Annotated in this window: 23 protein-coding genes; 9 read left to right on the top strand and 14 right to left on the bottom strand. The window is 59.2% G+C overall.

What is annotated here, in order from left to right:
• Position 1 precedes the first annotated feature (1 nt).
• Entirely contained in the window at positions 2 to 367 is a 366-nt protein-coding gene (locus AT6N2_RS15250) for an ArsR/SmtB family transcription factor (protein ID WP_144577784.1), read from the bottom strand.
• A gap of 211 nt (positions 368 to 578) precedes the next feature.
• Here AT6N2_RS15250 and AT6N2_RS15245 point away from each other — a divergent pair, with 211 nt between their 5' ends.
• The 4 genes from AT6N2_RS15245 to AT6N2_RS15230 are packed head-to-tail and all read left to right on the top strand — an operon-like array spanning position 579 to position 5,444.
• Positions 579 to 1,445, top strand: a complete 867-nt coding sequence (locus tag AT6N2_RS15245) for an ABC transporter substrate-binding protein (protein WP_209090055.1) — start codon at positions 579 to 581, stop codon at positions 1,443 to 1,445.
• Positions 1,442 to 2,569 (top strand): LLM class flavin-dependent oxidoreductase, encoded by a 1,128-nt coding sequence (locus AT6N2_RS15240; RefSeq protein WP_209090053.1) that lies wholly within the window; start codon positions 1,442 to 1,444, stop codon positions 2,567 to 2,569. The genes AT6N2_RS15245 and AT6N2_RS15240 overlap by 4 nt, the downstream gene beginning before the upstream one ends.
• Before the next feature lie 28 nt (positions 2,570 to 2,597).
• A complete protein-coding gene (locus AT6N2_RS15235; protein WP_209090051.1) occupies positions 2,598 to 4,430 on the top strand; it encodes a TRAP transporter large permease subunit in 1,833 nt (610 codons plus the stop codon).
• A gap of 15 nt (positions 4,431 to 4,445) precedes the next feature.
• A complete protein-coding gene (locus AT6N2_RS15230; RefSeq protein ID WP_209090048.1) occupies positions 4,446 to 5,444 on the top strand; it encodes a TRAP transporter substrate-binding protein in 999 nt (332 codons plus the stop codon).
• A 54-nt stretch (positions 5,445 to 5,498) separates the two neighbouring features.
• Here the strand turns inward: AT6N2_RS15230 and AT6N2_RS15225 are convergent, their stop codons facing one another.
• A complete protein-coding gene (locus tag AT6N2_RS15225) occupies positions 5,499 to 7,010 on the bottom strand; it encodes an aldehyde dehydrogenase (NADP(+)) (RefSeq protein ID WP_063949997.1) in 1,512 nt (503 codons plus the stop codon).
• Positions 7,011 to 7,253: 243 nt separating this feature from the next.
• Between AT6N2_RS15225 and AT6N2_RS15220 the strand changes: the two genes are divergently transcribed.
• On the top strand, positions 7,254 to 7,607 hold the full coding sequence (locus AT6N2_RS15220; protein WP_063949996.1) for a hypothetical protein: 354 nt from the start codon (positions 7,254 to 7,256) through the stop codon (positions 7,605 to 7,607).
• Between the two features lie 13 nt (positions 7,608 to 7,620).
• On the opposite strand, the gene uxuA is transcribed toward AT6N2_RS15220, so the two are convergent.
• The 7 genes from uxuA to AT6N2_RS15185 form a co-directional block, all read right to left on the bottom strand.
• Positions 7,621 to 8,844 carry a mannonate dehydratase gene (uxuA, locus tag AT6N2_RS15215; RefSeq protein WP_209090046.1) on the bottom strand — a complete coding sequence of 408 codons (1,224 nt, stop codon included), beginning with the start codon at positions 8,842 to 8,844 and terminating at the stop codon, positions 7,621 to 7,623.
• A gap of 16 nt (positions 8,845 to 8,860) precedes the next feature.
• Positions 8,861 to 9,907 (bottom strand): L-idonate 5-dehydrogenase, encoded by a 1,047-nt coding sequence (locus tag AT6N2_RS15210; protein WP_209090044.1) that lies wholly within the window; start codon positions 9,905 to 9,907, stop codon positions 8,861 to 8,863.
• Positions 9,908 to 9,983: 76 nt separating this feature from the next.
• Positions 9,984 to 11,390 (bottom strand): TRAP transporter large permease, encoded by a 1,407-nt coding sequence (locus AT6N2_RS15205; RefSeq protein WP_144577801.1) that lies wholly within the window; start codon positions 11,388 to 11,390, stop codon positions 9,984 to 9,986.
• 4 nt (positions 11,391 to 11,394) lie between these two features.
• Positions 11,395 to 11,967: a TRAP transporter small permease gene (locus AT6N2_RS15200; RefSeq protein ID WP_209090041.1), complete on the bottom strand. Its 573-nt coding sequence runs from the start codon at positions 11,965 to 11,967 to the stop codon at positions 11,395 to 11,397.
• 60 nt (positions 11,968 to 12,027) lie between these two features.
• Positions 12,028 to 13,002, bottom strand: coding sequence for a sialic acid TRAP transporter substrate-binding protein SiaP (locus AT6N2_RS15195; RefSeq protein ID WP_209090039.1), 975 nt, complete (start codon positions 13,000 to 13,002; stop codon positions 12,028 to 12,030).
• 63 nt (positions 13,003 to 13,065) lie between these two features.
• Entirely contained in the window at positions 13,066 to 13,782 is a 717-nt protein-coding gene (locus AT6N2_RS15190) for a FadR/GntR family transcriptional regulator (protein ID WP_209090038.1), read from the bottom strand.
• A 137-nt stretch (positions 13,783 to 13,919) separates the two neighbouring features.
• Entirely contained in the window at positions 13,920 to 14,606 is a 687-nt protein-coding gene (locus AT6N2_RS15185) for an HAD family hydrolase (RefSeq protein ID WP_209090037.1), read from the bottom strand.
• Positions 14,607 to 15,013: 407 nt separating this feature from the next.
• Between AT6N2_RS15185 and minC the strand changes: the two genes are divergently transcribed.
• Genes minC through minE form a run of 3 tightly spaced genes read left to right on the top strand, consistent with a single transcriptional unit; the run spans position 15,014 to position 16,850 of the window.
• The gene (gene minC / locus AT6N2_RS15180) at positions 15,014 to 15,742 is read left to right on the top strand and encodes a septum site-determining protein MinC (protein WP_063949989.1); all 729 of its coding nucleotides are present in this window, start codon (positions 15,014 to 15,016) and stop codon (positions 15,740 to 15,742) included.
• Between the two features lie 35 nt (positions 15,743 to 15,777).
• Entirely contained in the window at positions 15,778 to 16,593 is an 816-nt protein-coding gene (gene minD / locus AT6N2_RS15175; protein WP_004438810.1) for a septum site-determining protein MinD, read from the top strand.
• On the top strand, positions 16,590 to 16,850 hold the full coding sequence (gene minE, locus AT6N2_RS15170; protein ID WP_063949988.1) for a cell division topological specificity factor MinE: 261 nt from the start codon (positions 16,590 to 16,592) through the stop codon (positions 16,848 to 16,850). The genes minD and minE overlap by 4 nt, the downstream gene beginning before the upstream one ends.
• 47 nt (positions 16,851 to 16,897) lie before the next feature.
• Here minE and AT6N2_RS15165 read toward each other — a convergent pair whose 3' ends face one another.
• From AT6N2_RS15165 to AT6N2_RS15155, 3 genes are all read right to left on the bottom strand, one after another.
• Complete coding sequence (locus AT6N2_RS15165; RefSeq protein ID WP_209090036.1) at positions 16,898 to 17,800, bottom strand: amino acid ABC transporter substrate-binding protein; 903 nt, start codon at positions 17,798 to 17,800, stop codon at positions 16,898 to 16,900.
• A gap of 72 nt (positions 17,801 to 17,872) precedes the next feature.
• Positions 17,873 to 18,766 carry an amino acid ABC transporter substrate-binding protein gene (locus AT6N2_RS15160; RefSeq protein WP_209090035.1) on the bottom strand — a complete coding sequence of 298 codons (894 nt, stop codon included), beginning with the start codon at positions 18,764 to 18,766 and terminating at the stop codon, positions 17,873 to 17,875.
• 29 nt (positions 18,767 to 18,795) lie between these two features.
• On the bottom strand, positions 18,796 to 21,114 hold the full coding sequence (locus AT6N2_RS15155; RefSeq protein ID WP_233282511.1) for an EAL domain-containing protein: 2,319 nt from the start codon (positions 21,112 to 21,114) through the stop codon (positions 18,796 to 18,798).
• Positions 21,115 to 21,456: 342 nt separating this feature from the next.
• Here AT6N2_RS15155 and AT6N2_RS15150 point away from each other — a divergent pair, with 342 nt between their 5' ends.
• The gene (locus AT6N2_RS15150) at positions 21,457 to 22,818 is read left to right on the top strand and encodes an amidase (protein WP_209090034.1); all 1,362 of its coding nucleotides are present in this window, start codon (positions 21,457 to 21,459) and stop codon (positions 22,816 to 22,818) included.
• A gap of 42 nt (positions 22,819 to 22,860) precedes the next feature.
• On the opposite strand, the gene AT6N2_RS15145 is transcribed toward AT6N2_RS15150, so the two are convergent.
• A complete protein-coding gene (locus AT6N2_RS15145; protein WP_004438834.1) occupies positions 22,861 to 23,502 on the bottom strand; it encodes a ThuA domain-containing protein in 642 nt (213 codons plus the stop codon).
• A 17-nt stretch (positions 23,503 to 23,519) separates the two neighbouring features.
• Positions 23,520 to 24,620, bottom strand: a complete 1,101-nt coding sequence (locus tag AT6N2_RS15140; RefSeq protein WP_209090033.1) for a Gfo/Idh/MocA family protein — start codon at positions 24,618 to 24,620, stop codon at positions 23,520 to 23,522.
• Positions 24,621 to 24,627 lie beyond the last annotated feature (7 nt).

The following is a 24,627-nucleotide window of genomic DNA, read 5'->3' as shown; positions in this document are numbered from 1 at the left end:
GTCAGTCGAACATCGCCTCATCCAGCGGCACGTCGCGACGGCCTTTCTTGCCGGTCACATCGGAAAGGTCTTTGTAAAGACTGCGCAAGGTCAGAACCAGCTGGATAATACGCGGATCGGTGACACGATATATCACCGCCTTGCCTTCCCGTGTACCTTCGATGATCCCGGCGTCGCGCAGTTCAGCGAGCTGCTGGGAAAGTGTTGGCTGTTGAATACCGAGTTCGTATTCCAGCGCCGAAACTGAGGCCTCCGTTTCCATGAGGTAACAGACGATGGCCAGACGGTTGGCGTTGGCGACAAGCTTCAGAAGCTCGCTCGCTTCCACCACACTGCGGCAGATGAGATTGGAAACGGGTTTCGTCACGACTGCGGGCCCATGTTTCAGACTATAAAAAAGTAAAATGTATAGCGATAAATTTCAATGGTTTGATGGAGGCAACCTGAGGGTGGCTCCAGAATTTTTAAAATCTACAGGATTGGTAGATTTCTCTTTCGCTTTCGGACCAAGGATCGCCAAAACCTTCCTCGAAAACACTCTATAAAAAAGTAGATTGATCGTGAAATGAGGTGTCGACATGAAAATCGGGGTCCATCCCAATAATCTGCATTTGCGGCTCGCCCGGCTCTGGCCCGGCGCCTTTGAAGAATTCGATCCGGAATTCGTGGCCTATCGTGAAGGCCGCGATACGGCAGCTCTTCTGGAAAAGGGCGCCATTCATTTCGGTGGCACCGGTTCGACGCCGCCCATCGAAGCCGATGCGCGCGGGCTTTCGGCAACCTATATAGCTGCTTCCGCGCCGAGGCCGGCGAATGGCGCGATCCTCGTTCGGCGTGACAGCCCGATCCGCTCTGCCGGCGATCTCGAGGGAAAGCGGATCTCGCTGATCGACGGGTCTTTTCACACCTATCTTCTGGCGCGCAGCCTGGAAGGGGCAGGTCTTGGTCTTTCGGATGTGACGCGGATTGAAAGCGGTGACAGCGACAGCCTGCTTGATCTCGTGGAAGGCCGCGTGGATGCCTGGGTGACGATGTCGCCGCGGCTGGAAAAGGCGCTGACCCACGAGGAGATCAACCTTCTCGTCCGCTGCGGTTCAACCATTCCCAACCGCTCGCTGTTCTGGACGCTTGCGCGTCACAATATAACGCGGGAGAGAGGACAGGCGATAGCGGCCGAACTGGACCGCGTCGGCCGCGCCGTCATGGCGGATATCGACAAGGCGGCGGCGCTGCTTGCCGCTGGGCCTGGCAGTGAGGGTGATGCGGCCTCCTGGGCGAAGGTGCTGCGTTCGCGCGATCTTTCCGTGGTTCCCGCCACTAAAAATATCCTTGCCGAACAGCAGGAGGAGGCCGATACGCTTTACAGGCACGGCCATTTCTCTTTACCGGTTCAGACCGGGCAGAGCCCGGCCCCGCAATCAGCCAGCGTCGGAGGCGACAGATGAATGTTTTCTGGTACATGTGCGCCCCCGACGGCGCCTATCCCTGGCAGCCGGAAGGCTCCCGGAAGGTCGACCTCGGTTATTACAAGCAACTGGCGCTCGCTTACGATCAGCTGGGTTATACCGGCGCGCTGTTTGCGACCGGCGCGCATGACGTCTGGGTTCTGGCGGGCGCATTGCTCTCCCATACCGAGCGGCTCAAATTGCTGGTCGCCATTCATCCGGGCCTGATTGCGCCGACGCTGCTTGCTAAAATGGCGGCAACCCTCCAGGAGTTTTCGCGTGGGCGTCTGCTGATCAACGTCGTGTCCGGCGATGCGAAGATGCTCGGCGCATACGGCATGACCATGCCGCATGATGAGCGTTACGATATGGCGGATGAATATCTGCAAATCTGGCACCGGCTCTTCGCCGGCGAAACAGTAGATTTCAAAGGGCATTATTTCCAGACGCAGGGGGCAAAGCTCGCTCTGCCGGTGGGGCAGGGTATTGAGCAGCCGCCGCTATGGTTTGGCGGCTCTTCGGACAAGGCAATCGACGTTGCGGCCAAACATGTCGAGACCTATCTCTCATGGGGTGAAACGCCTGATCAGATTGGCGCAAAGGTCGACCTCGTCAAGGCGCGGGCGGAAAAGCTCGGCCGAGAACTGGAATATGGTATTCGCCTCTATGTTATCGTGCGCGATACGGATGAAGAAGCCTGGGCCGCCGCTGCAGACCTTTACGGGCGCATGGATGAGGCAGCGATTGCCGCCAACCAGCGTTTTGTCGGCAAGACCGATTCCGTCGGCCAGCAGCGCATGACGGCGATGCATGGCGGGCAGAAGCCGGAGAACCTGCGCGATCTGGAAATCGCCCCCAATCTTTGGGCTGGCATCGGGCTTGTCCGTCCGGGCCCGGGAACCGCGATTGTCGGCTCGCCCGATACTGTCATCCGGACGCTGGAGGCCTATAAGAAGGCGGGTGTGAATACCTTCATTCTTTCCGGCATGCCATTGCTGGAGGAAGCCTTCCGCTTCGGGGAAAAGGTTCTGCCACGCCTCGATGTGTCGCGGGAAGTGTCAGCGGCGAAACAGTTCACCTGGTCGACCCTGTTCGACCGCGACCTCTCGGCCAAGGCCTCCTGAGCATGGCGCGGGAGTGGAGAAGAACAACATGACGGCAAGTCCGGCAACAACAATCGTGCAACGGCGCTTCGGTCCACAACGCGTGGCCGAACGGGCGCTTGGCGTTCTGGACAAGGTGCTGGGCGCGGTTGCCGCCGCCATCCTTGCGACGCTGCTCGTGGTGGTGCTGGTCAATGTCACCCTGCGGTATCTGTTCCATACCGGCTTCATCGGCGCGGAAGATCTGGGCATATGGCTGAATGTGGCGATGATCGCGGTCGGCGCGCCCCTCAGTCTGAAGAGCGCTTTGGCCATGCGGCTGGATGTATTCGTGCGCTTCCTGCCGGAACGCTTTCATGCGGCAACCGAAGTTCTGGCCGATGCCTTTTCCTTTGTCGCAGCCCTCATCCTTGCTTTCGGCGGGGTGGAGATTGCGGCCATGCTAGGCGGCACGTCGCCAACGCTCGGTCTGCCGGAATGGGTGCGCTTCGGTTTTCTCGGAGCGGGCGGCGCGCTGATCTTTGTCTATCTGGCGCTTCAGCGGGTCGGTGAAGGCAAGGCGCTTGCCGTTCTGCTCTCCGTCGCCATCGCGGTCGTTTCTTATGTCGGCCTGCCGGAACTGTTTGTCGATACGAGCCTGCCGCCGAGTCTGTTTCTGGCGCTGACGGCGGCCGTGGGACTGGTTCTGGCCGCACCGCTCGCCCATGCCTTCCTTGCTGCGGCCTATGTAGCGATCGCCTTCGGCAGCACCCTGCCGGAACCAGCCATCGTGTCTTCGACGGTGACCGGCATGTCGAAATTCCTGTTGCTCGCCATTCCCTTCTTCCTGCTGGCCGGAAGCCTGTTGACGGAATCGGGCGTCGCCAACCAGCTCGTCCGTTTCGCTTCTTCCATGGTCGGCCATCGGCGTGCGGGGCTGGCGCAGACGACGCTTTTGACCAGCGTGCTTTTTTCCGGCGCATCCGGTTCTTCGGTTGCCAATGCCGCCTTCGGCGCTTCCACCTTCCAGCCGGAACTGGTGAAGCACGGCTATCCACCGGCACAGGCAGGCGCGATCATTGCCGCCACCTCGGTGCTGGACAATGTCATTCCACCCTCCATCGCATTTCTGATCCTTGCGACGGCTACCAATCTGTCGGTCGGCTCGCTGCTGGTCGGCGGCTTCTTCGCCGGCGGGCTGATGGCGATCTGCCTTGCGGTGGCAATCCATCTCAGCGTGCGCAGCGTCGACACGTTGCCGCGTGCCTTAGGTGCTGAGCGCTGGCGTTCGGCTATCTCTGCCATACCGGCTTTCGGTCTTGGCGTCATCGTGGTGGTCGGTATCCGTATCGGTGTCGTCACCACTACGGAGGCTGCTGCCCTTGCTGCGCTCTATACGCTGTTTCTCGGTTTCGGTTATCGGCTGGGCGCGGGCCGCATTTTCGCAACTTTCCGCCAGTCTGCCGGTGAGGCGGCGGCGATTGGCCTCCTGATCGGCACGGCTGGCCCCTTCGCCTTCCTGCTGGCGGTTGATAATGTCTCCGGCCTCGTCACGGATTTCGTGACTTTGCTCGGCGGCAGCAAGATCGCGGTGCTGCTGCTTTCCAACCTCATCCTGCTCGTGGTGGGACTGGTGCTGGATATCGGTGCTGCCATCCTGCTGTTCGGGCCGATCCTGTTGCCCGCTGCCGTGGCGGCCGGTATCGATCCCATCCATTTCGGTGTCATCCTCGTGGTCAATCTCATGATCCACGGCCTGACACCACCGCTCGGCATGCTGATCTTTGTGGTCAGCGGCGTCACCCGCATTCCGGCGACAGCACTTTTCCGGGCTGTTGTTCCCTATCTTGTCTCTCTTCTAGTTTCCCTTGCCATTCTGTGCGTCTGGGCCATTTTCTTCTAATCCGGGGCTTTATTCATGACCATTATGGACCGTCGTCATCTCCTCAAACTCTCCGCTCTCGGTGCGGCAACGCTCGCCGCACCGGCCTTCGTGCGCACGGCAAATGCCAGGGCCCGCAACCTCACCGTCGCCTCGCTTTTCGCTGACGACAAGCCGGAGACGAAGATCTGGGTCAAGATCAGTGAGCTGGTGGAAGCGAAGCTGCCCGGCCGTTTCCGCTTCAACATCGTGAAAAGCGGTGCGCTGGGCGGTGAAAAGGAAGTGGCGGAAAATAGTCGTCTCGGCTCGGTTCAGGCCAGTCTTTCAACCGTTTCCTCGCTTTCCGGTTGGGTGCCGGAACTGCAAATCCTCGATCTGCCCTTCCTCTTCCGCGATGCCGACCATGTGCGCAAGGTGGTGACGGGCGAGACCGGCACTGATCTGAAGACGAAGCTCGCCGCTCAGCAATTCATCGCCGCCGATTTCATCAATTACGGCGCACGCCACCTGCTGACAAAGGAGCCGGTGACACGGCCAGAGCAGCTTGCGGGCAAGAAGATCCGCGTTATCCAGAGCCCGCTGCATACCAAGCTGTGGAGCGCCTTCGGCACGACGCCGGTCGGTATTCCGATCACCGAGACCTATAATGCGCTGGCAACCGGCGTGGCCGATGCCATGGACCTCACCAAGTCGGCCTATGCCGGCTTCAAGCTTTACGAGGTCGTGCCCTATCTGACGGAAACCGGCCACATCTGGGCTTCCGGCGTCGTTTATTATGGCGCGACCTTCTGGAACCAGCTGGATGACGAAGAGAAGAAGGTGCTGTCGGAGGCTTCCAGCGAAGGCGCGAAGTACTTCAATCAGCTGATCGTTGAGGATGAAGCGAAGTCTGTTGAGCTTGCGCTGTCCAAGGGCGGCAAAGTGCTGCAGCCGGAAGCGCTGGATGAATGGCGCAAGGGCGCGCAGGGCGTCTGGCAGGATTTCGCCGGGGTCGTTGGCGGTCTTGAGAAGATACAGGCCGTGCAGTCTGCCTGAGACTATGGGGCAGACGAAGAACGGGGGAGGCGTGTGAGCGCCTCCCCTTTTTTATTAGCGAATGTCTTCCGGCAGAACGTCCGAAGGAATGTTCTGATAGGAAACCGGACGCATGAAGCGGCGGATCGACATGGTGCCGACCGAAGTTGCGCCGAAGTTCGTCGAGGCCGGGTAAGGGCCGCCGTGAACCATGGCTTCGGAAACTTCCACGCCGGTCGGGAAACCGTTGGCGAGAACGCGGCCTGCCTTGCGCTCCAGGATTGGCAGCAGCTTGCGGCCGAGTTCGGCGTCGCCGGCATCGAGATGCATGGTTGCCGTCAGCTGGCCTTCGAAGCTCTTGGCAACCTCAAGCATTTCCTCGGTGCTATCAACGGTCACGATCAGGCCGAGCGGGCCGAAGACTTCTTCTGATAGCGCATGGTTGGCAACCCAATCCTTGCCGGAAACGCGGAACAGGTAAGGCGTTGCATTGCGCAGGTTGCAGGTGGTCGTCAGAACGTCGCGCACGCCGTTGCCGGCAGCGATACGATCACGGCCGTCGCGATAGGCAGCGGCGATGCCGTCTGTCAGCATGACCTGAGGGCCGACTTCCGAAAGAGCCGCGCGGGCAGTTTCAGCAACCGCATCTGCCTGCTCGGAGAGAATGACCGCAATGCCCGGGTTGGTGCAGAACTGGCCAGCACCCATGGTGAGCGAACCGGCCCAGCCCTTGGCAATGGCTTCGCCACGAGCGGCAACGGCTTCCGGCAGCAGGAACATCGGGTTAACGGAACCCAGTTCGCCAAAGAAGGGGATCGGCTCAGGGCGCTGTGCGCAGAGGTCGAATAGCGCGCGGCCGCCGGCGAGCGAACCGGTGAAACCGACCGCCTTGATGCGCGGATGCTGGACGAGCGCGGAGCCGACATCGCGGCGGCCGCCCTGGATCAGCGAGAAGACGCCGGGATGCAGATTGTGCTTCTTGACAGCGGCGAGTACCGCTTCAGCGACGATTTCACCGGTGCCGGGATGGGCTGAATGGCCCTTGACGACGACAGGACAACCGGCTGCGAGTGCGGCGGCCGTGTCGCCGCCGGCCGTCGAGAAGGCAAGCGGGAAGTTCGATGCACCGAAGACGGCAACGGGGCCGATCGGGCGCTGCATCAGGCGGATATCAGGACGCGGCAGCGGCTGGCGATCCGGTAGCGCTTCGTCGTGGCGACGATCAAGATAGTCGCCCTTGCGGATATGCGACGCAAACAGGCGGAGCTGACCGACGGTGCGGCCGCGCTCGCCCTGGAGACGGGCGGCAGGCAGGCCGGTTTCGGACGAGCCGATTTCGGTGATGGCGTCGGCGCGGGCTTCGATTTCATCGGCGATGGTGTCGAGGAATGCGGCGCGCTCTTCGCGGGTGGTGTAGCCATAGCTCCAGAAGGCATCTTCTGCTGCTTCACAGGCCGCATTCACCAGATCGACCGTGCCGACCGAAAAATCGAAAGCCTCGCCATGTGCAGGCTCGCTGCGGAATTTTGCTTCCGTTGCGACCCATTCTCCTGCAACCAGATGTTTGCCGTGCGGCTTGAAACTCATTATGCTCATCCCTGAAAATCTGATCCTATGTGGAAAATCCACCGACACCATGACATCGCACCGGAAGGCGACAGCGTGAACGCCATCAGCCGCGATCCGCGTCCGGTTGCCTTCTGCCTTAGCCCGTGTGGGGCCTGAGCGAAAGCCGGTTTTTGAACTATCTGACCAAAAAGTGTGATTAATTGGGCAGGGCGTGAAAAAGACGCGCTTCCGTTTCCTCGGTCGGCGCTCTATTGTGACGCCATGATGACAAACAGATTTCCCAAATATGTCGCTTGGTCGCTTCTTCTGCTGATCGTGATTGCGACTGTCAGCCCAATCGGGCTGAGGCCCCATACGCTGACGACGGTGAGTATTGATCGCGCCGGCGCATTTGCCGTCTGCGCGGCCGCATTCGTACTTGCCTATCCCCGACATTGGCTGCTGGTGATCGCTGCAGGCATCGTTGCCGCCTTCGGCATCGAAGCCTTGCAGTACCTCTCGCCAACCCGCCACCCGCATCTGACCGACGCCGCCGTGAAAGCTGCCGGGGCCATCGCCGGTGGAACGGCGATGTTCTCCTATCTGTTTTTCCGGGCTCGTTCGGCGGCAGGCTGACGCTACTCGTGCATTATAGTGCGCCCAATTCGGCGTTGTTTTTCCCAAGCCCGAAACGGCCATGGGATAATGCCCTTTCAATGCCTCTCAATTCCGCCAGCCCCTTTAGCCGGCCTATGGCGGGATAGCCTGGTTGTGCGCCCCGCGTCAGATCATCGAGAATTTCCTGTCCATGGTCGGGCCGCATCGGGATGGTGTGGTCTTCACGGCCCTCTTTCCGCCGACGCGCTTCTTCGGTGATGAGGGCGGCGATGACGGCGACCATATCCGTTCCGCCTTCAAGATGTTCGTCTTCGAAGAAGGAACAGGGCACGGTGTCTGTGTCGCGCGTCACATTGCGCAGATGCACGAAATGGATTCGATTGGCAAATCGGTTGGCAATGAAGGGCAGGTCGTTATCCGCGCGCGCACCGAGAGAGCCTGTGCAAAGCGTGACGCCATTGGCGCGGCTGTCGACCTGCGACAGCATATGGGCGTAATCCGCCTCCGTTGAGAGAATACGTGGCAGGCCGAGCAGGGGCCACGGCGGATCATCGCCATGGGCGCAGATGTTGATTCCGACGTCTTCGGCAACCGGTGTCACCTCGGAAAGAAAGTCGATCAGGTTCTGCTGCAGCCTTTCGCGATTGATGCCGTGATAGGAGCGCAGTTTTTCGATGAGTTCCGGCAGGGTATAGCCATCCGCCGAGCCGGGCAGGCCAGCGCCGATATTGCGCGATAGCGCGACGATTTTTGCGTCGGGCATCTCGGTGAACCGCTTTGCGGCAGCGTCCAGCAACCAGTCGGGATAATCCTGTGTTGCGTCCGGGCGCTTGAGAATGTGTATATCAAAGGCAGCGAAATCGGTGAGGTCGAAGCGCATCGCCTTCGCGCCGTGTTTCGTTTCCCAGCGCAGGTCGGTGCGGGTCCAGTCGAGCACCGGCATGAAGTTGTAACAGACGGTGCTGATGCCCGAGGCCGAGAGTCGGCGCAGCGTTTCCTGCCAGTTGGCGATATGGGATTTCCAGTCGCCCGTCTGGGTTTTGATATCCTCGGAAACCGGCACGCTTTCCACCACGTCCCAATAAAGACCGCCGGCCTTGATGGCCTCATGCCGCCTGGTGATTTCATCCACCGGCCAGACATCGCCGGTGGCGATGTGGTGTAACGCACTGACGATGCCTTCCGCGCCCGCCTGAGCCGCATCCTGAACCGTGACCTTGTCGACCGGGCCGAACCAGCGCCATGTATGTCTCATCTTTCGTCCTCAAATATCAGTCTGCGGAAAATGTCAGCTGCACCTTGCAGGCGGTGGAGCGGTCTCCGGCCTGCTCGAATGCCGCTTTTGCTTCGCCCAGCGGGAAGCTGTGGGAAATGATCGGCCGCACGTCGATCCCGCGGCTTGAGATCAGCTCGGCGGCAATGGTGAATTCGTCGTGGAAACGCTGCGAGCCGCGCCAGACAATTTCTTTGCCAACCAATGCGTTGAGCGGGATGGTTAAGTCGCCGGTGACGCCCACCTGCACGATAGTGCCGCGTGGACGCACGCACGCAAAGGCGGTGCGAAGCGCAGGAGCTGCCGCCGAGCAGTCGAAGATGACGTCGAAGTATCCTTTACTCTCCTGATACGGCAGAAGGGCATGGGCATCTGTCGCAACGTTGATCGAACGATCAGCACCCATGGCCGGCGCGCGTTGCAAGGCTGCATCGGTAAGATCTGTGGCGACGATGACGCCGGCTCCCGCGTGGCGGGCAGCTGCGATGGTGAGAAGGCCAATAGGTCCCGCCCCGGTCACAAGCACCTTGGCCCCTCTGAGGTCGCCGGCCTGCGCCACGGCGTGCAGGCAGACGGCGAGCGGCTCGGTACAGGCGGCCTCGGCAGGCGAAGTCGCGTCTGAGAATGTCACGCATTGTTTTGCCGGAACCACCAGCCGGTCGCGGAACATGCCCTGCTCATGCGGCAGGCGCATGGCGCTGCCCATGAAGCGCATGTCGAGGCAATGGATGGGTTGGCCCTTCTGGCAGAACTGGCAGTGGCCGCAGGGCTGCGAGGGATTGACGGCGACGAGTTGGCCGATGGCGAGCCCGCTAACGCCTTCCCCCAGCGCCCGCACATGGCCGGATGCCTCATGCCCGCAGATGATCGGCTCGCGCACCCGGACCGGGCCGAAGCCGCCATCCTGATAATAATGAAGATCGGAGCCGCAGATGCCGCCCGCCGCCATGGCGAGCAGCACTTCGCCGGGTCCCGGCTCGGCGAGATCCTGCGTCTCGACGCGAATGTCCTTCTCACCGTGTAGACGTGCCACGCGTGTCTGCATGACCATGCCCTCATGTCTCGATATGGAATGATGAACCCGCGCGGCGATCCGCGCGGGCAATAATGTTATGTTGACGTCAGCGGATCAGGCCCATCTCGGTCGGCAGCCATAGGGTGATTGCCGGAATGAAGGTGATCAGCAACAGTGCGACGAACAGAGGCACCAGCCATGGCAGGATTGCGACGGTCGTGCGTTCGACGGAAAGTTTCGCCACGCGCGAGAGCACAAAAAGCACCATGCCGAGCGGCGGATGCAGCAGACCAATCATCAGGTTGAGTGTGATGATCAGGCCGAAATGCACCGGATCGATATGAAACTGCAGCACAAGCGGCAGAAGGATCGGCACGAGAATGGTGATGGCCGCAATCGTATCGAGGAAGCAGCCGACGAAGAGCATCAGCAGATTGACCAGCACGAGGAAAATCCACTTGCTGTCGGTGATCGTGAGAATTGCCGCCGACAGAAGCTGCGCTGCCTGACTGACGGTCAGCAGCCATGCGAAAACCGAGGCAGCCGCGACGATGAAGAGCACCGAAGCGGTGGTTTCGATGGTGTCGAAGGTCGATTTCGCCAGCGTCTTGAAGGTCATCGTCCGATAGCGGACGAGGCCGAGGAACAGTGACCAGAGAACGGCCGCTACAGCCGCCTCCGTCGGCGTGAACCAGCCCATGGTCATGCCGCCGATCAGGATCACGGGTGTCATCAGCGCCATCACGGCGGAGAAGTCGAAATACCAGTCGCAGGCGAGCAGGATGACCAGCGCGATCAGGATCGACAGGTTGAGCGACAGGCCGAGCGCCGTGAGGATATAGATGCCGAGCGGCACCATCATCACCACGAAGACTTCGATCGATGCGCCGAAGATGGTTCTGAGACTGAACGGCGTATCGGAGCCCCAGCCCTTAATATAGGCGAACACCGCGACCGTGATCATCATCAAAAGCGTCATGACGACGCCGGGCACGATGCCTGCCATGAACAATGCGCCGATCGAGACATTGGCCATCATGCCGTAGATGACGAAGGGCAGGGACGGCGGAAAGATCGGGCCGAGCGTTGCGGAGGCGGCGGTGACACCGACGGCGGCTTCGACGGGATAACCGTGGTCCTTCATGGCCTTGATTTCGATGGTGCCGATGCCGGCCGCATCGGCAAGTGCCGTGCCTGACATGCCGGAAAAGATAACCGAGCCGATAATGTTGACCTGGGCGAGACCGCCCTTCATCCAGCCGACGAGGGCGACGGCGAAGGAATAGATACGTCCTGTCACGCCTGCCGTATTCATCAGGTTACCGGCAAGGATGAAGAAGGGCACGGCGAGAAGCGGGAAGCTTTCCACACCCGCGATCAGGCGCTGCGCCGCGATGATATCAGGCGCGACATCGTAGATGATGATGTAGAGCAGCGAGGCCGAAGCCATGGAAATGGCGACGGGAAGGCCGATCAGCATCAGGAGAAGAAATGAACCGATAAGAAGCAGCATCTGATCAATCTCCCGCGCTCTGGAATTCTTCGGGCCGTTCCAGAACGGAATAACCGCGCCTCATATTGGCGACGAAGACCTGCACCGATCGGAAGAACATCAGAACGAAAGCGGCCAATACCGTGTAGAAAACGATATTGCGCGGCAGCGCAACGGTGACCATCTCCTCATCGGCAACGATTTCCAGATAACGCCACATCAGCCATGAGGTGTAGGCGAAGAAGAGAATACGCAGAACGTCGACGAGGATCGACATGGCACGGGCGACCTGCGGCGGCACATAGTGATAAAGCACGTCCACCTGGATGTGGCGCGACATGCGCACACACATGACCGAACCTAAAAAGACGACGCCGATCAGGCAGTTGACGGCGATTTCTTCCGTCCAGGCGTAGCTGTCGTTGAGCACGTAGCGGGTGAAGAACTGAAGGAACACGCACCCTGTCATCAGCCAGAAGAGGCCGAGCGTGACCCAGTCCTCGAATGAATAGACCTTGAGATCGACCTCGGGCGGCGCCTCATCGAATGAATGGGCGAGCTCCTCAGGCGTGACCTGAGTATGGATTTCCTGCGACATTGAGATATCCCGTCTGAAGAGAAAGGGCGGTGCGGCAACGGGGCCGCACCGGATCTTGGCTCACTTGACGGCGCGAATGGCTTCCCAGTCGGCCTTGTCGTAACCGAAGTCTTCGAACTTCACTTTTTCGATGACGTTCTTCTCGAAGTCGGCCTTGTCGACTTCAGCGACGGTCAGGCCGCGCTTCTTGAACTCTTCAACCAGTCCTTTTTCGCGTTCATCAATGGTCTTGGTGGTCCGCTCGGCCGCCTGCTGCATGACCTCGGTGAAGATTTTCTTGTCTTCATCTGACAGCTTGGACCACAGGTTCTTTGAGATCACCGTGTTGAGGTGGTCAACGATGTGGCCTGTGAGCACGATGTTCTTCTGCACTTCGAAGAACTTCTTCGCCTCGATGGTGGTCAACGGGTTTTCCTGCGCATCGACGGTGCCGTTCTGCAGTGCCAGATAGACTTCCGCAAATGCAATCGGCGTCGTGTTGGCGCCGCAGGCCCGTGGCATGGCCAGATAGGCTGGAACGTCGGGAACGCGCATTTTCAAGCCCGCCATGTCGGCGCAGGCGGCAATCGGCTTGTTGGATGTCGTGTGCCGCGTGCCGTAATAGCTGACGGCGGCGATGTGGTTGCCGGTCTTGTCTTCGTAACCCTTGGCGAGGCGCTTGAAGATATCGCTCTTGGTATAGGCGATCAGATGGCTCGGATCGCGGAAGATATAAGGGAAGTAGGTCACGCCGATCGGCTTGTAGTCACGCGCCGCGAAGCTCGAACCGGAGATGATGATGTCAACCGTACCGATTTTGAGGCCCTGGTTGATATCGGCTTCCTTGCCAAGCTGCGAGGCCGGGAAGACATCGATCTTGTAGCGACCATCGGTGCGCTTGGCGATCTCTTCCGCAGCCCAGACCGAATCCGTATGGAACGGCTCGGAGGTCTCGTAAACATGGGCCCATTTCAGCGTGGTCTGTGCCTGCGCAGTTAGCGCGGATAGCAGGATGGCGGCGGTTGCGCCCATCAAAGTCGACAATCTGATTTTCATTCTTAACTCCTCCCGAATTAAAGCCAGATGTGCTGTTTTCTCCGTCGCCGGTGGTGGCAACGGTCAGTCTTCCCCGATTGCTTCCTCCCCGAAGCTCTCGGAAAATCTCTTCTGCGACAGTGTCAGGTGCTGCCGCATCGCCTCGCGGGCGCGCGCAGGGTCGTTTGCTGCAATGGCGTCGCGGATCACCCGGTGTTCCTGCACGGCGAGGTTCCAGGTGTGCGGACCTTCAAAATAGCTGGCAAGCTTTTCGAAAAAAGGGGAAAGGCTGCGCTCGTCGTAAATCAGGCCGGTGAAGCGATTGAGCGCGGAATTGCCGATGATATCGGCGATGGCAGTATGGAAGGCCCGGTCGAGATTAAGCGCCTGCGGAGAATTATCAAGCGCACCGGCCATGCGTTCAATAATATCGTTAATTTTGGCGATACAGTCCGGCGTAGCAAGCCGTGCGGCTTCCTCCGCAATCGCGCTCTCGATGATGCAGCGCGCCTGCAGGATTTCGAACGGACCATGCGCATCCGGCACCGGCGCTTTTTCCCGGGCCTGTCTTCCAGCAGAGCTAACGTAAACGCCAGACCCCATGCGGATATGGATGTGGCCTTCCACTTCAAGAACGATAAGCGCTTCCCGGACCGTGGGGCGTGATACGCCAAAGCGTTCCGCAAGGTCGCGTTCTGCCGGCAGGCGCTGACCTTCGGTCAGTTCCCCGCTTTCGATGAGCAAACGAATTTGTTCCGCGACCAGCCGATAAAGGCGGCGCGGCTCCAGAGCCACGAACATGATGTCCTCCCAGCGCGAAGGTCTCCCCCCGTTCGCGCAAGCGGTAAGATGGTCTTACCAATTTTATTAGGACGCATTTATGCCGGGCTGTCAATTAGCCGCTATTTAAAAGTCTGCTGTTATCCGGAAATGCCTTATTAGGCTCTGCTACCCGTCAGCTTCAGCTTACCGTTCTCACCAATGACCACAGTTACCTCGCCGTATCCAGAAATGGAAAGATGAGGGGTTTCTATCGGGTGAGAGTGAGTGACGTTAATCACCACGACCGCAGCACCCATCCGCTCCCCAGCCTCAATGCCTGCGGGCGCATCCTCAAAGACAACACACATTTCCGGGGTAACACCCAGCCTGTCGGCGGCCTTTCGGTATCCTTCCGGATCGGGTTTGCCGTTGACCACGTCGTCGGCGCAGATCATGACGGCCGGAGGAGTGATGCCGGCCGCAGCAAGCCGTCGCTCGGCCAATGCACGCACAGCCGAGGTCACGATGGCCCATTTATCTGCCGGTAAAGTCGCAAGAAAATCTGCAGCACCCGGTATCTGGATGATGCCATTCACATCGTCCATTTCCGCACGCAATATCATGTCCGCCTCAGCATCGACATCAAGGCCGGGAACTGCCTCGCGGCGGATCACCTCCGAGGCGCGCATGCCGTGAATACGCTGCAGGAAAGCATTCGGCTCGATGCCATTTGCGATGGCCCATTCCCGCCAGACTCTCTCGACGACGGCTATCGAATTGACGAGAGTTCCATCCATGTCGAACAGGAAGGCCCCGAACTCTTGCGAAAATATCTCGTTCTGGAGCGGGACTTTGCTGTGCATCTTATTCTTCCGTTAAAACTGTCGGGGCGGTCCGTGTCTATCTTATCCGGAGACGGAACGGAATCGGTTTTCGGTGAGGACGTCGATGAATGGCTCAAGGGACGGTAGGCGGCGTTGTACCGGAATCGGACAGCCATGATTCTATTGGTGCGCGCTGCGGGCGCACCCCCGGTTCAAAACACGCCCAACATGACGCCACGTCAGCCTCCTGCAAGGATGAAAGGGCATCATAGGCGTTCGTGGGTATCAGAATGGTGTGTAATCAAAGGGATGACCAGGAATTCGAAAGTTCCCTGCGAAGGAATTCCCGGCGGAATTTTCTTAACGCTACCGCCCATTTAGGGTCCGCGTTAACCTTTTGTTAACCATATTCGAGGTACCTAATTGTCAACGATTTGTTTACCAAGATGACCAAAGTGCTAACAGACCAGCGTTCGATCCGTATCAAAGGCCGCTCTTTTCTCGCGGTCGTCCTTTCTCCCGAATCTCCGGTCGATCAGTGGCTTGAAAGGCTCGATGATCTGGCGGCGCGCTCGGCTGGCTTCTTCCTGTCGCGGCCGGTGGTACTGGATGTGTCGGAGCTGGCGCTCGACAAGGCGGGGCTGAAAGAGCTGCTGGCGTCACTGCGCGAGCGCAATGTCGGCATCATGGGTATCGAGGGCGTTCGCCCGTCGATGATCGAGCCCGGCATGCCGCCATCGCTGAAGGGCGGGAAGCCTGCCTCCGATGTAGAGGTTGAGCCGGTCGCGGCCGCTGCCGAACTGCCGGAAGAAAAGCCGCACACGTCCGGCGAGGTCAGGGCTGTCGTCCAGTCGCTGGTCATCAACGAGCCAGTTCGCTCCGGCCAGTCGATCATGTTTCCTGAGGGCGACGTCACTGTCATCGGTTCGGTCGCTTCGGGGGCGGAAATCATCGCCGGCGGTTCGGTGCATATTTACGGGGCGCTGCGCGGCCGCGCCATGGCCGGTTCACTTGGCAACACCTCGGCGCGCATCTTCTGCCGCAAGCTCGAAGCGGAGCTCCTGGCCATCGATGGGGTCTACAAGGTGGCCGAGGACATTGACGACAAGCTGCGGGGCCAGCCGGTTCAGCTCTGGCTGGAAAACGATACGATCAAGGCCGCGAAACTCGGCTGATAACACAGAAACGAACAGGAACAGGAGAGAGCCATATGGGGAAGGTAGTCGTTGTTACTTCCGGCAAGGGCGGGGTTGGTAAGACCACCTCGACCGCAGCGCTTGGCGCCGCATTGGCGCAAAACAAAGAGAAGGTCGTGGTCGTCGATTTTGACGTCGGTCTGCGTAACCTCGATCTTGTCATGGGTGCCGAACGCCGCGTGGTCTACGATCTCGTCAACGTGATCCAGGGCGATGCCAAGCTGACGCAGGCGCTGATCCGCGACAAGCGCCTCGAGACGCTGTTCCTCCTGCCCGCCTCGCAGACGCGCGACAAGGATAACTTGACGCCGGAAGGTGTGGAATGGGTCATCAACGAGCTGAAGAAGCATTTTGACTGGGTGATCTGCGACAGTCCTGCTGGCATCGAGCGCGGTGCAACGCTTGCCATGCGCCATGCGGACGTCGCTGTCGTTGTCACAAATCCGGAAGTCTCCTCCGTGCGTGACAGCGACCGTATCATTGGCCTGCTCGATTCCAAGACGCTCAAGGCCGAACGCGGCGAGCGCATGGAAAAGCACCTTCTCATCACCCGTTATGACTCGGCCCGTGCGGAGCGGGGCGATATGCTGAAGGTTGACGACGTTCTCGAAATCCTGTCGATCCCGTTGATCGGCATCATTCCCGAGAGCTCGGATGTCCTGCGTGCTTCCAACGTCGGCGCGCCTGTGACGCTTGCGGATGCCCGGTGTGCGCCGGCGATGGCCTATTTTGACGCTGCCCGCCGCCTCTCTGGTGAGGATATTCCGGTGGTCATTCCGGGCGAGAAGCGTGGCATCTTCTCCAAGATCTTCGCAAGGAGGGCCGCATGAGTCTCTTCAATCTTTTCCGCAAACAAAAGTCGGCGCCGCTCGCGCGTGAGCGTCTGCAAGTGCTGCTCGCCCACGAGCGCGCATCGTCAGGCTCTGATCTTGTGGCTATCCTGCGGGAAGAAATTCTCGCGGTCATTGCCAAGCACGTGCAGATCGATGGTGACCGCGTGCATGTGAAGATGGACCGCGACGAGCATTTCTCGATTCTCGAGATCGATGTCGAAATTCCGCTGGGTGCCGACCTGCGTGCCGCCTGACAAGGATTCTGCGATGAAAGCCGCCCTTTCTCGGGCGGCTTTCGTTTTTATTCTGCCGTCGTATCAACCGGTCTTCTAAACGACTCCTTCAGGTCCCCGGGCAATGGGCGCTTGAGGTTGATCCCATCAGGTGCGATCGGCGCGTTGAACCACTTGTCGTAAATCGTCTCGATTTCGCCGCTGGCATAGATTTGTCCCAGCGCCTCGTTGACGGCATCCCTGAAGCCGGTGTCGCCGTGGCGGAGCATCAGGCCATAGGGCTGAGGCGGGGCAAGATATTCGTCGGAGATGACGTAATCATCAGGCCTGCCGGTTTCAGCGACGAAGGATCGCAAAAGTATATCGTCCATTACGAAAGCCGAGGCGCGATTTTCCGTCACCATATCGAAACTACCTTCCGTGCTGTCATTTTGCAGGACGGCGATGTTGAGGCCGAGCTTACGATTGAGCACGTTCAGCTGGCTGATATTGATGGTTCCTGTCGTCACCACCACCGTTCGCCCGGCAAGGTCAGCAACCGTTTTCAGACCGCTCGATTTCAGCGCCACGTAGCGCGTGCCGGTAATGAAATGACTGTAGGAAAACCATACCGCCTTTCGCCTCTCCTCCGTGTTCGTGCTCGCCACACACTCCATGTCCATCGTGCCGTCGTTCAGAAGCGTGATGCGATTGCTGGGGGTGCGCTTGACGAACTCCACCTTCAATTCCGGCAAACCCAGCCTTCTTTTGATGGAGTCAGCCACTCTGAGGCACAGCTCAATGCTGTAGCCGATCGGCTCCGTCCCCGTTCCCAGATAGGAAAAGGGCAGGTTGCGGTCGGCATAACCGAGCTTAATGGTGCCGGTTCTGGCGATCGTCTCAAGCGTCGGCGGCTGGGTATTGTCGCTGGCCGCGCGGGCGGGCAGAAGACTGAAGAAAAATAACAAAAGCCATAATGTCGATCTCAGCATCGCTCATCTCCAGCTAAAATAATCCGTCAAAATATTGTTGTTAAAATCATTGCGGCCAACCACTCCGGGCTCTTAATCCCGGTATTCGCTTGGATCTTCATAGGCCCGCCTCAACGACGCGGCCATCGGCAGGTTCAGGTTCATGCCGTTCGGAGGAATGGGTTTCGCGAACCATTTCTCGTAGAGGCCGTGAATATCCGGCCCGGTGAAGATGTGCCTGAGGCTTTCATTGACTGCCGCCTTGAAGGCCGGATCGTTGCGCCGGAAGACGAGACCGTATGGTTCAGGCGCGCTCAGCGTTTCCTCCGACAGCGCATAAAGCTCGGGTTTCTGCGATGTCGCTGCAAGTGCCGCGAGCAATATGCCGTCCATTACAAATGCGGAGGCCTTTCCGGCGACGACCAGTTCAAAAGCCTCCTCGTTCGTTTTTGTCGGCATGACCGAGATATTGAGGTTCTTCGCCCGGTTCACCGCGTTCAGCTGCTCGATATTGACGGTGCCGGAGGCTGATGTGACAGACCGTCCTGCAAGATCGTCCAGGCTTTGCAGATTGTCCTCCTTGCGGGAGAGAAACTGTGTCGCGGTCATGAAATTGGGGTAGGAGAAATCGACCATCTTGCGGCGTTCGCTGTTATTGGTCGTCGCCGCACATTCGATATCGATCTGGCCACTGCGAACGAGGATAAATCGGGTCGCCGGCGTCGCCTTGACGAACTCCAGCTCGATCTTGTCGAGCTTCAGCTTCTTTCTGATGTCCTCGCTAATGATCCGACAGAGATCAGTCGAGAAACCGGTGACCTCGCCGTCGGGCAGCAGGTACGAAAAGGGCGGCTCCGCCTCACGATACCCGATGCGGATTTTTGCTGTTTTGGCAATTCGCTGCAGGGTATCGATGTCGTCGGCGGCCTGGACGGGCGGGATGGGGATAAAGCATGTGAGTAAAAGGCAAAATACTGGCAGACGCATTTTATGTCCTTTGGCCTGTGGCCGGTTTCTCAAATCGCTTTCTGTGTTGGGCAAAAGGTATCCGTCGCCGCCGGACCAAAAACATCCGGTCCGCTTCTTACGATTGGAGGGATAGTGCCTCGGTTTTTCAGAATGTGGGCAAGCGGGGCGGGCTCGGCGAAATAGTAGCCCTGCGCCTCGTCGCACCCGACGCGCCTCAGGACGTCGATCTGCTCACTGTTTTCCACGCCTTCGGCTGTGACTTTGAGACCGATCTGCTCCGCCATATCGATGACGGTGTTGACGATGGCTGAGCACATCGGATTGTCGGGCAGACCCGAGACGAATTCCCTGTCGATCTTGATCTTGTCGAAGGCCACATGGGTCAATGTGCTGAGCCCGGCATAACCGGTACCAAAGTCATCGAGTACCAGACGAACGCCTCTCTCTTTCAGCATGTTCAGCACGCGCGTGCTGCTGTCGCGCTCCAGCATGGCGGTTTCAGTGACTTCGAGTTCAAGCCGCCCAGCCGGCAAGCCGGACGCCTCGAGTGCCTGATCGACGATAGGGACGATATCGTCGTTATAGAGCTGAACGGCCGATAGGTTGACGGCAAGCCTGACATCTTTCGGCCAGCTCATTGCATCCATGCAGGCCTGAGCGAGAACCCACTCGCCCAGCGGTTTGATGAAGTTGTTCTCCTCCGCAAGCGCTATGAAACGGTCGGGCGCAATAAGTCCGAGCTTGCCGTGGCGCCAACGGGCCAATGCCTCGTAGGCGACGATGCGGCCACTCTCAAGATTGACCACGGGTTGATAGTGCAGCTCGAATTCCCTGTTTTCCAGCGCGGACTTCATGTCGATTTCAAGCGCATGCTTGTGCTGCGCTGCCATGTCCATGCCCGGCTCATAGAAGACGAAATAGCCGCAACCCATTGACTTCGCGCGATACAGACCGAGATCGGCATGTTGCAGAAGCTGCGTGGCGGATGTGCCGTGACCGGGGGCGCAGGCAATGCCGATGCTGGTATCGATGCTGATCGTGCTGTCTTCAAGGCTGAAACTACGCGAGACCGCGTGAACCACCCGGGCCGCGAGCATTGCGGCATCACTTTCGCAGTCGCCTTTCGGTGTCTGGATGATCGCAAATTCATCGCCGCCGAGACGGCTTACCAAGTCATTTTCACCAAGGACGGCGGAAATTCGTGACGCGACCGCGACGAGCAGGGCATCGCCGGCGGCGTGTCCAAGCGTGTCGTTGACGGCCTTGAAGCGGTCGAGGTCGAGCAGCATGACGTTGAACGGCTGGCCGGAGGCCGAAAGATGGTCAAGACGGTTTTCCAGCGTCTTCATCAATAGCACGCGATTTGGCAGGCCGGTCAGCGCATCGTGATGGGCCATGTGCTCCAATTGTTGCGCCATGTCACGTATCTGCCGCAGGCGTCCGCGTTCCAAAACCGCCTCACGCAGGGTCTCGACGGCGCGTGCCATATCGCCGATCTCATCCCGCCGTCTCTGAAAAGGCGTAACGACATCAGTTTCCTCACGGGCAATTCTCAGCGTCGCCTGCACCAGCGCCGGGACCGGCTTCAGGAAATGCCGTGCGATAACGGTCACAACGATGCCGGTGACGGTCAGCACCACGATGAGCGCGGCAAGAGAGTTGTAGATCAACTTGCGTTGCGCGCCGTAAAGCGCATCTGAAGCACCAATGCTGACGGCGACGGCGCCGATCGGCTTTTTCGTTTCCGTGCTGATGATTGGCAGCAGGCCGATATAATGGCTCGAGTCGCCAATGGTCGCAAAGCCGGTGGAAAATCGTGCCGCAACCGCGTCACGGGAAAAGATCGGGTCGGTCGCAAGCGGCTTTTCGTCGTCATCGGTGGCGTTATCAAAGGCTGCTGCGATCTGCCTGAAACCGGAATCGTCTTCGTCGTAGCGGAACAGCGACACGGCATTTTTGGTTTGCGCTCCGATGAGCGCCAGAACGTCGCTGGGGTTGAAACCGGTAACGAGAATGGAGTCATCATCACCGATCGGTTTGTCGGTCAAAATGCCATTGACCTGTCCGTCCGCGTCGGCGGTCACGCTGACATAGGTATAGATGCTGCGAAGTGTTGCGCTGGCGATCTGTGAGTTGACGCGGGCTTGATTGAGCCATTGCTCGCTGGCGGCGGCCACGAACATGTACCAGCCGACGAGTGCGCCGATGCTGTAGGAAAAGATCACGCCGCCCAGAAAAATCAGGATAATCTTGCTGGCAAGCGAACGCCGCCGCGAAAACCGGCCTGTTTCCGGCTGTGTCGGTGAGCGAAGCGTGCGGCCCGATTCAACCTGTCTATCCGTCCCGCGATAGGCAGTCTCTTCCATTCGCGATAGTCCCCCGCGATGTCGCGTTATAATTGTTATTTGGAATTTTATAGGGCATGCGTTTCATCGATGTCTGCTAAATAATTCAACAAAGTTTAGAGGCAATTAAGAATTAATCCGTCTTTTTATAGTCGTCGCTTATATATAAATCGCGTGATGCACACTGCAGGTTGAAGAAATCGTGCCTCTTTAACGCGTTGAAGCGCAAAGTCGACCAAGCTCCCGGTGCGTCCGGCTTCCTTCGGATCAGAGGTTTGGAGCTTCGATATCGCGCCGATTGAACTTGCCAAGCAGACGATAAACGGCATCTTGTGCGAAACATGCCGCGTCAGGGAAAACATCATGGCTCACACTAGAAAAAACATCGCGCAGCTTTCGGTTTTGATCCAGAGCGGTCAGCTTGATCCGCGCGAGTTGGCGGAGGATACACTGAGTGCGATCCGCAATGACAAAGATCAGTCGATTTTCGTCGCGTTGACGGCGGAGCGGGCCATGGCGGAAGCAGAAGCCGCCTCAAAGCGCATCCGTGAGGGTCGTTCCTGCGGCGTGCTCGATGGTATTCCAGTGGCATGGAAGGACCTTTTTGATCTTGAAAACATGGCGACGACTGCGGGATCGACGGTTCTTGCAGATGATGCGGCTGCGACCCACGACGCGGATGTGGTTGCCGCGCTGAAGCAGGCGGGCATGGTCTGCATCGGCCGCACCAATATGAGCGAGTTTGCTTTTTCCGGTCTCGGTATTAACCCGCATTATGGCACTCCGCGTAATCCAGCCTCGAGGGATGGTCACCGACTGCCGGGCGGTTCCTCTTCCGGTGCGGGCGTGAGTGTCGCCGCTGGCCTGGTGCCTGTGGCGATCGGCACGGATACCGGCGGATCGGTCCGTATCCCCGCTGCTTTCAACGGCGTTGTCGGCTACAAGGCGAGTCGCGGCCGTTATTCGATGCGGGGAGTCTATCCCTTGGCAAAAAGCCTCGATTCGCTCGGCCCGCTGACGCACACCGTGCAGGACGCCGTCTGGGTCGATGCCGCGATGCGCGGCAAGGTCGCGGCTGATGTCCAGCGCGCGCCTCTTGCCGGCCTTTCGCTGGTGGTGCCTGAAACGGTGTTTTTCGACGGTATCGAGGATGGGGTCGCCGCGGCCTTCGAAGAGGCGGTAGACCGTCTTGTTCGCGCTGGTGCTACCGTGCGGCGGCAGTCATTCCCGGTCTTTTCAGAGCTGTTCGACCTGATCAAGGAAAAGGGGGCGCTGGTGACGGCGGAAGCTTTTGCTTTGCATAAGACACGGCTGGAAAGCGCAGATGCCGCGCGCATGGATCCCCGGGTGGTTGCTCGAACACGGCTGGGTGGCAATATGTCCATGCCTGATTACATCGCCATCATCGAGGCGCGCCAACATATGACCGCGGCTTTTGCCGGTATGATCGGCAGGCACGAACTGCTCGTTTCTCCGACGCTGCCGCATGTCGCCGCCAAGGTGGAACCGCTTCTCGGTGATGACGACGCCTTTTTCGCCATGAATGCAAAAACGCTGCGCAACACGCAGATCGGCAATTTCTTCGACCTCTGCGGTGTCTCGATCCCCTGCGGAACCGGTGAGGCGGGCATGCCGGTTGGGTTGCTGCTTTCCGCCCTGCACGGGATGGATGAACATGTTCTCAGCGTGGCGATGGCGGCGGAAGAGATTATTCGCGGCCGATGAAAGGAAAAGGCGGCCTTGTTCGGCCGCCTCTCCACCTATGCCTCAGCGGGCCGCCCAGTTGGCACCGCGGCGGAACATGGTTTTCATTTGCGGGACGGAGAACTCCTTGGCCTGGTGGCCGAGTGCCGAATAGAAAACCCGGCCCTTGCCGTATTTGCGTTTCCAGACCACTGGCATCACGACACCGTCGATCCACCAGGCGTGGTCACCGGTGAACGTCGTCGTCGCCAGCACCTCGTTGGAGGGGTCGACATGCATGTAATATTGCTCCGACGTGTAAGGAAAATCGGAAATCCCCTCCATCAACGGATCGTCGGGGCGGGTGATGTTGACGGTGTAATCGATGATATTGCCGGGATGGGCGACCCATTGCCCGCCGATCATGAACTGGTATTCCACGCATTCACGGAAACTGTCACCCGCACCGCCATGGAAACCGGCAATGCCGACGCCGTTTTCGACGGCAGCCGTCAGGTTCTTGATCTCTTCTTTCTCGATCTTCGACATGGTGACAATAGGCACAACAAGGCTGAGATCATGCACCGAAGGATCTGCAAAAGCTTCCGTTGAGTGCTCCACATAGACCTTGAAGCCATCCTCTTCGAGGATGTCCTTGACGATGGTCGCGCATTCCTGCGGTTCGTGGCCGCTCCAGCCGCCCCAGACGATGAGTGCTTCGCGCATTTATTTCCTCCTCAGGATTATTTGCCAAGCTGGCCGTCGACCAGCGATGTTTCGAGCGGGGCAGGGCGCTCCGCCTTGGTGGTGATGGAAACGGTGGCGCCGCTGTCCGATGCGGTCTGGAAAGCTTCCATGACTTCCAGCACATGCAGGGCAAGATCGCCATTGGCGCGGTGCGGTCGGTTTTCGCGGATCGCATGGGCCATGTCCGCCACACCGATGGACCGGTAATTGCCGTCGGCATAGGGAGATGATAGCGCCTGCGTCTCGAACTGGCCGCCCTTTTTCAGCAATTGCACCTCGCCGCCGAAATGGTTGGGGTCAGGCACGATGAGCGTGCCCTCGGTGCCGTAGAGTTCCAGCGGTACATGCTTGTGGCCCGCCACATCGAAGCTCATGCCCATCTGCACCACCGCACCGTTCTCGAAGGCGAGAACGCCGGAGACGTGGGTGGCGACATGAACGGGGATTTTCTCACCGTTCTTCGGCTCGCTGGTGATGAGACGCTCATTGCGCGGCGCTATGGCAAAACCTGCCACCTTGGCCACCGGGCCGAACAGATTGACGAGATCGGTGATGTAATACGGGCCCATATCGAGCATCGGACCGCCGCCGACCTCATAATAAAAGGCGGGGTTGGGGTGCCAGCGCTCATGGCCGGGGCACATGAAGGTTGCCGTTCCGCCCACCGGCTGACCCAAAACGCCCTCATCGATCAGGCGACGCGCCGTCTGATGGCCGCCGCCAAGGAAGGTGTCCGGGGCAGAGCCGATGCGCAGGCCTTTGGCCTTTGCCGCATCCGCAAGGCGTTTGCCTTCGGCGAAATTGATGCCAAGCGGCTTTTCGGAATAAGCATGTTTGCCGGCGTCCAGCGCCCGCAGACCGACTTCGACATGCGCCTTGGGGATCGTCAGATTGACGATGATCTCCACTGACGGATCGGCGAGAAGTGCGTCGATGCTTTTCGCCTGGAGGCCAAATTCATCCGCCCGCGCCTTTGCGGCCTCCGCGTTCATATCTGCAAGACCACGAATGTCGAGAATGGGAAACGATGCCATGGCCTTGAGATAGGCGCTGGAGATGTTTCCGCAGCCGATGATGCCGATACCGACCTTGTTCATATAGTTC

It is taken from the genome of Agrobacterium tumefaciens (assembly GCF_017726655.1).
In the GTDB taxonomy this organism is placed as follows: Bacteria; Pseudomonadota; Alphaproteobacteria; order Rhizobiales; family Rhizobiaceae; genus Agrobacterium; species Agrobacterium tumefaciens_B.
The sequence above is the reverse complement of the archived record's forward strand: the minus strand, read 5'-3'. Positions and strand labels throughout refer to the sequence as shown.

Coding starts and splice junctions, on each gene's coding strand:
- minD (WP_004438810.1), top strand. CDS start 15,778: ATGGGGAAGGTAGTCGTTGTTACTTCCGGCAAGGGCGGGGTTGGTAAG.
- AT6N2_RS15240 (WP_209090053.1), top strand. CDS start 1,442: ATGAATGTTTTCTGGTACATGTGCGCCCCCGACGGCGCCTATCCCTGG.
- AT6N2_RS15205 (WP_144577801.1), bottom strand. CDS start 11,390: ATGCTGCTTCTTATCGGTTCATTTCTTCTCCTGATGCTGATCGGCCTT.
- AT6N2_RS15165 (WP_209090036.1), bottom strand. CDS start 17,800: ATGCTGAGATCGACATTATGGCTTTTGTTATTTTTCTTCAGTCTTCTG.
- uxuA (WP_209090046.1), bottom strand. CDS start 8,844: ATGAGACATACATGGCGCTGGTTCGGCCCGGTCGACAAGGTCACGGTT.
- AT6N2_RS15140 (WP_209090033.1), bottom strand. CDS start 24,620: ATGAACAAGGTCGGTATCGGCATCATCGGCTGCGGAAACATCTCCAGC.
- AT6N2_RS15210 (WP_209090044.1), bottom strand. CDS start 9,907: ATGCAGACACGCGTGGCACGTCTACACGGTGAGAAGGACATTCGCGTC.
- AT6N2_RS15195 (WP_209090039.1), bottom strand. CDS start 13,002: ATGAAAATCAGATTGTCGACTTTGATGGGCGCAACCGCCGCCATCCTG.
- AT6N2_RS15220 (WP_063949996.1), top strand. CDS start 7,254: ATGATGACAAACAGATTTCCCAAATATGTCGCTTGGTCGCTTCTTCTG.
- AT6N2_RS15200 (WP_209090041.1), bottom strand. CDS start 11,967: ATGTCGCAGGAAATCCATACTCAGGTCACGCCTGAGGAGCTCGCCCAT.
- AT6N2_RS15160 (WP_209090035.1), bottom strand. CDS start 18,766: ATGCGTCTGCCAGTATTTTGCCTTTTACTCACATGCTTTATCCCCATC.
- AT6N2_RS15235 (WP_209090051.1), top strand. CDS start 2,598: ATGACGGCAAGTCCGGCAACAACAATCGTGCAACGGCGCTTCGGTCCA.
- AT6N2_RS15145 (WP_004438834.1), bottom strand. CDS start 23,502: ATGCGCGAAGCACTCATCGTCTGGGGCGGCTGGAGCGGCCACGAACCG.
- minC (WP_063949989.1), top strand. CDS start 15,014: ATGACCAAAGTGCTAACAGACCAGCGTTCGATCCGTATCAAAGGCCGC.
- AT6N2_RS15225 (WP_063949997.1), bottom strand. CDS start 7,010: ATGAGTTTCAAGCCGCACGGCAAACATCTGGTTGCAGGAGAATGGGTC.
- AT6N2_RS15230 (WP_209090048.1), top strand. CDS start 4,446: ATGACCATTATGGACCGTCGTCATCTCCTCAAACTCTCCGCTCTCGGT.
- minE (WP_063949988.1), top strand. CDS start 16,590: ATGAGTCTCTTCAATCTTTTCCGCAAACAAAAGTCGGCGCCGCTCGCG.
- AT6N2_RS15155 (WP_233282511.1), bottom strand. CDS start 21,114: ATGGAAGAGACTGCCTATCGCGGGACGGATAGACAGGTTGAATCGGGC.
- AT6N2_RS15190 (WP_209090038.1), bottom strand. CDS start 13,782: ATGTTCGTGGCTCTGGAGCCGCGCCGCCTTTATCGGCTGGTCGCGGAA.
- AT6N2_RS15150 (WP_209090034.1), top strand. CDS start 21,457: ATGGCTCACACTAGAAAAAACATCGCGCAGCTTTCGGTTTTGATCCAG.
- AT6N2_RS15185 (WP_209090037.1), bottom strand. CDS start 14,606: ATGCACAGCAAAGTCCCGCTCCAGAACGAGATATTTTCGCAAGAGTTC.
- AT6N2_RS15245 (WP_209090055.1), top strand. CDS start 579: ATGAAAATCGGGGTCCATCCCAATAATCTGCATTTGCGGCTCGCCCGG.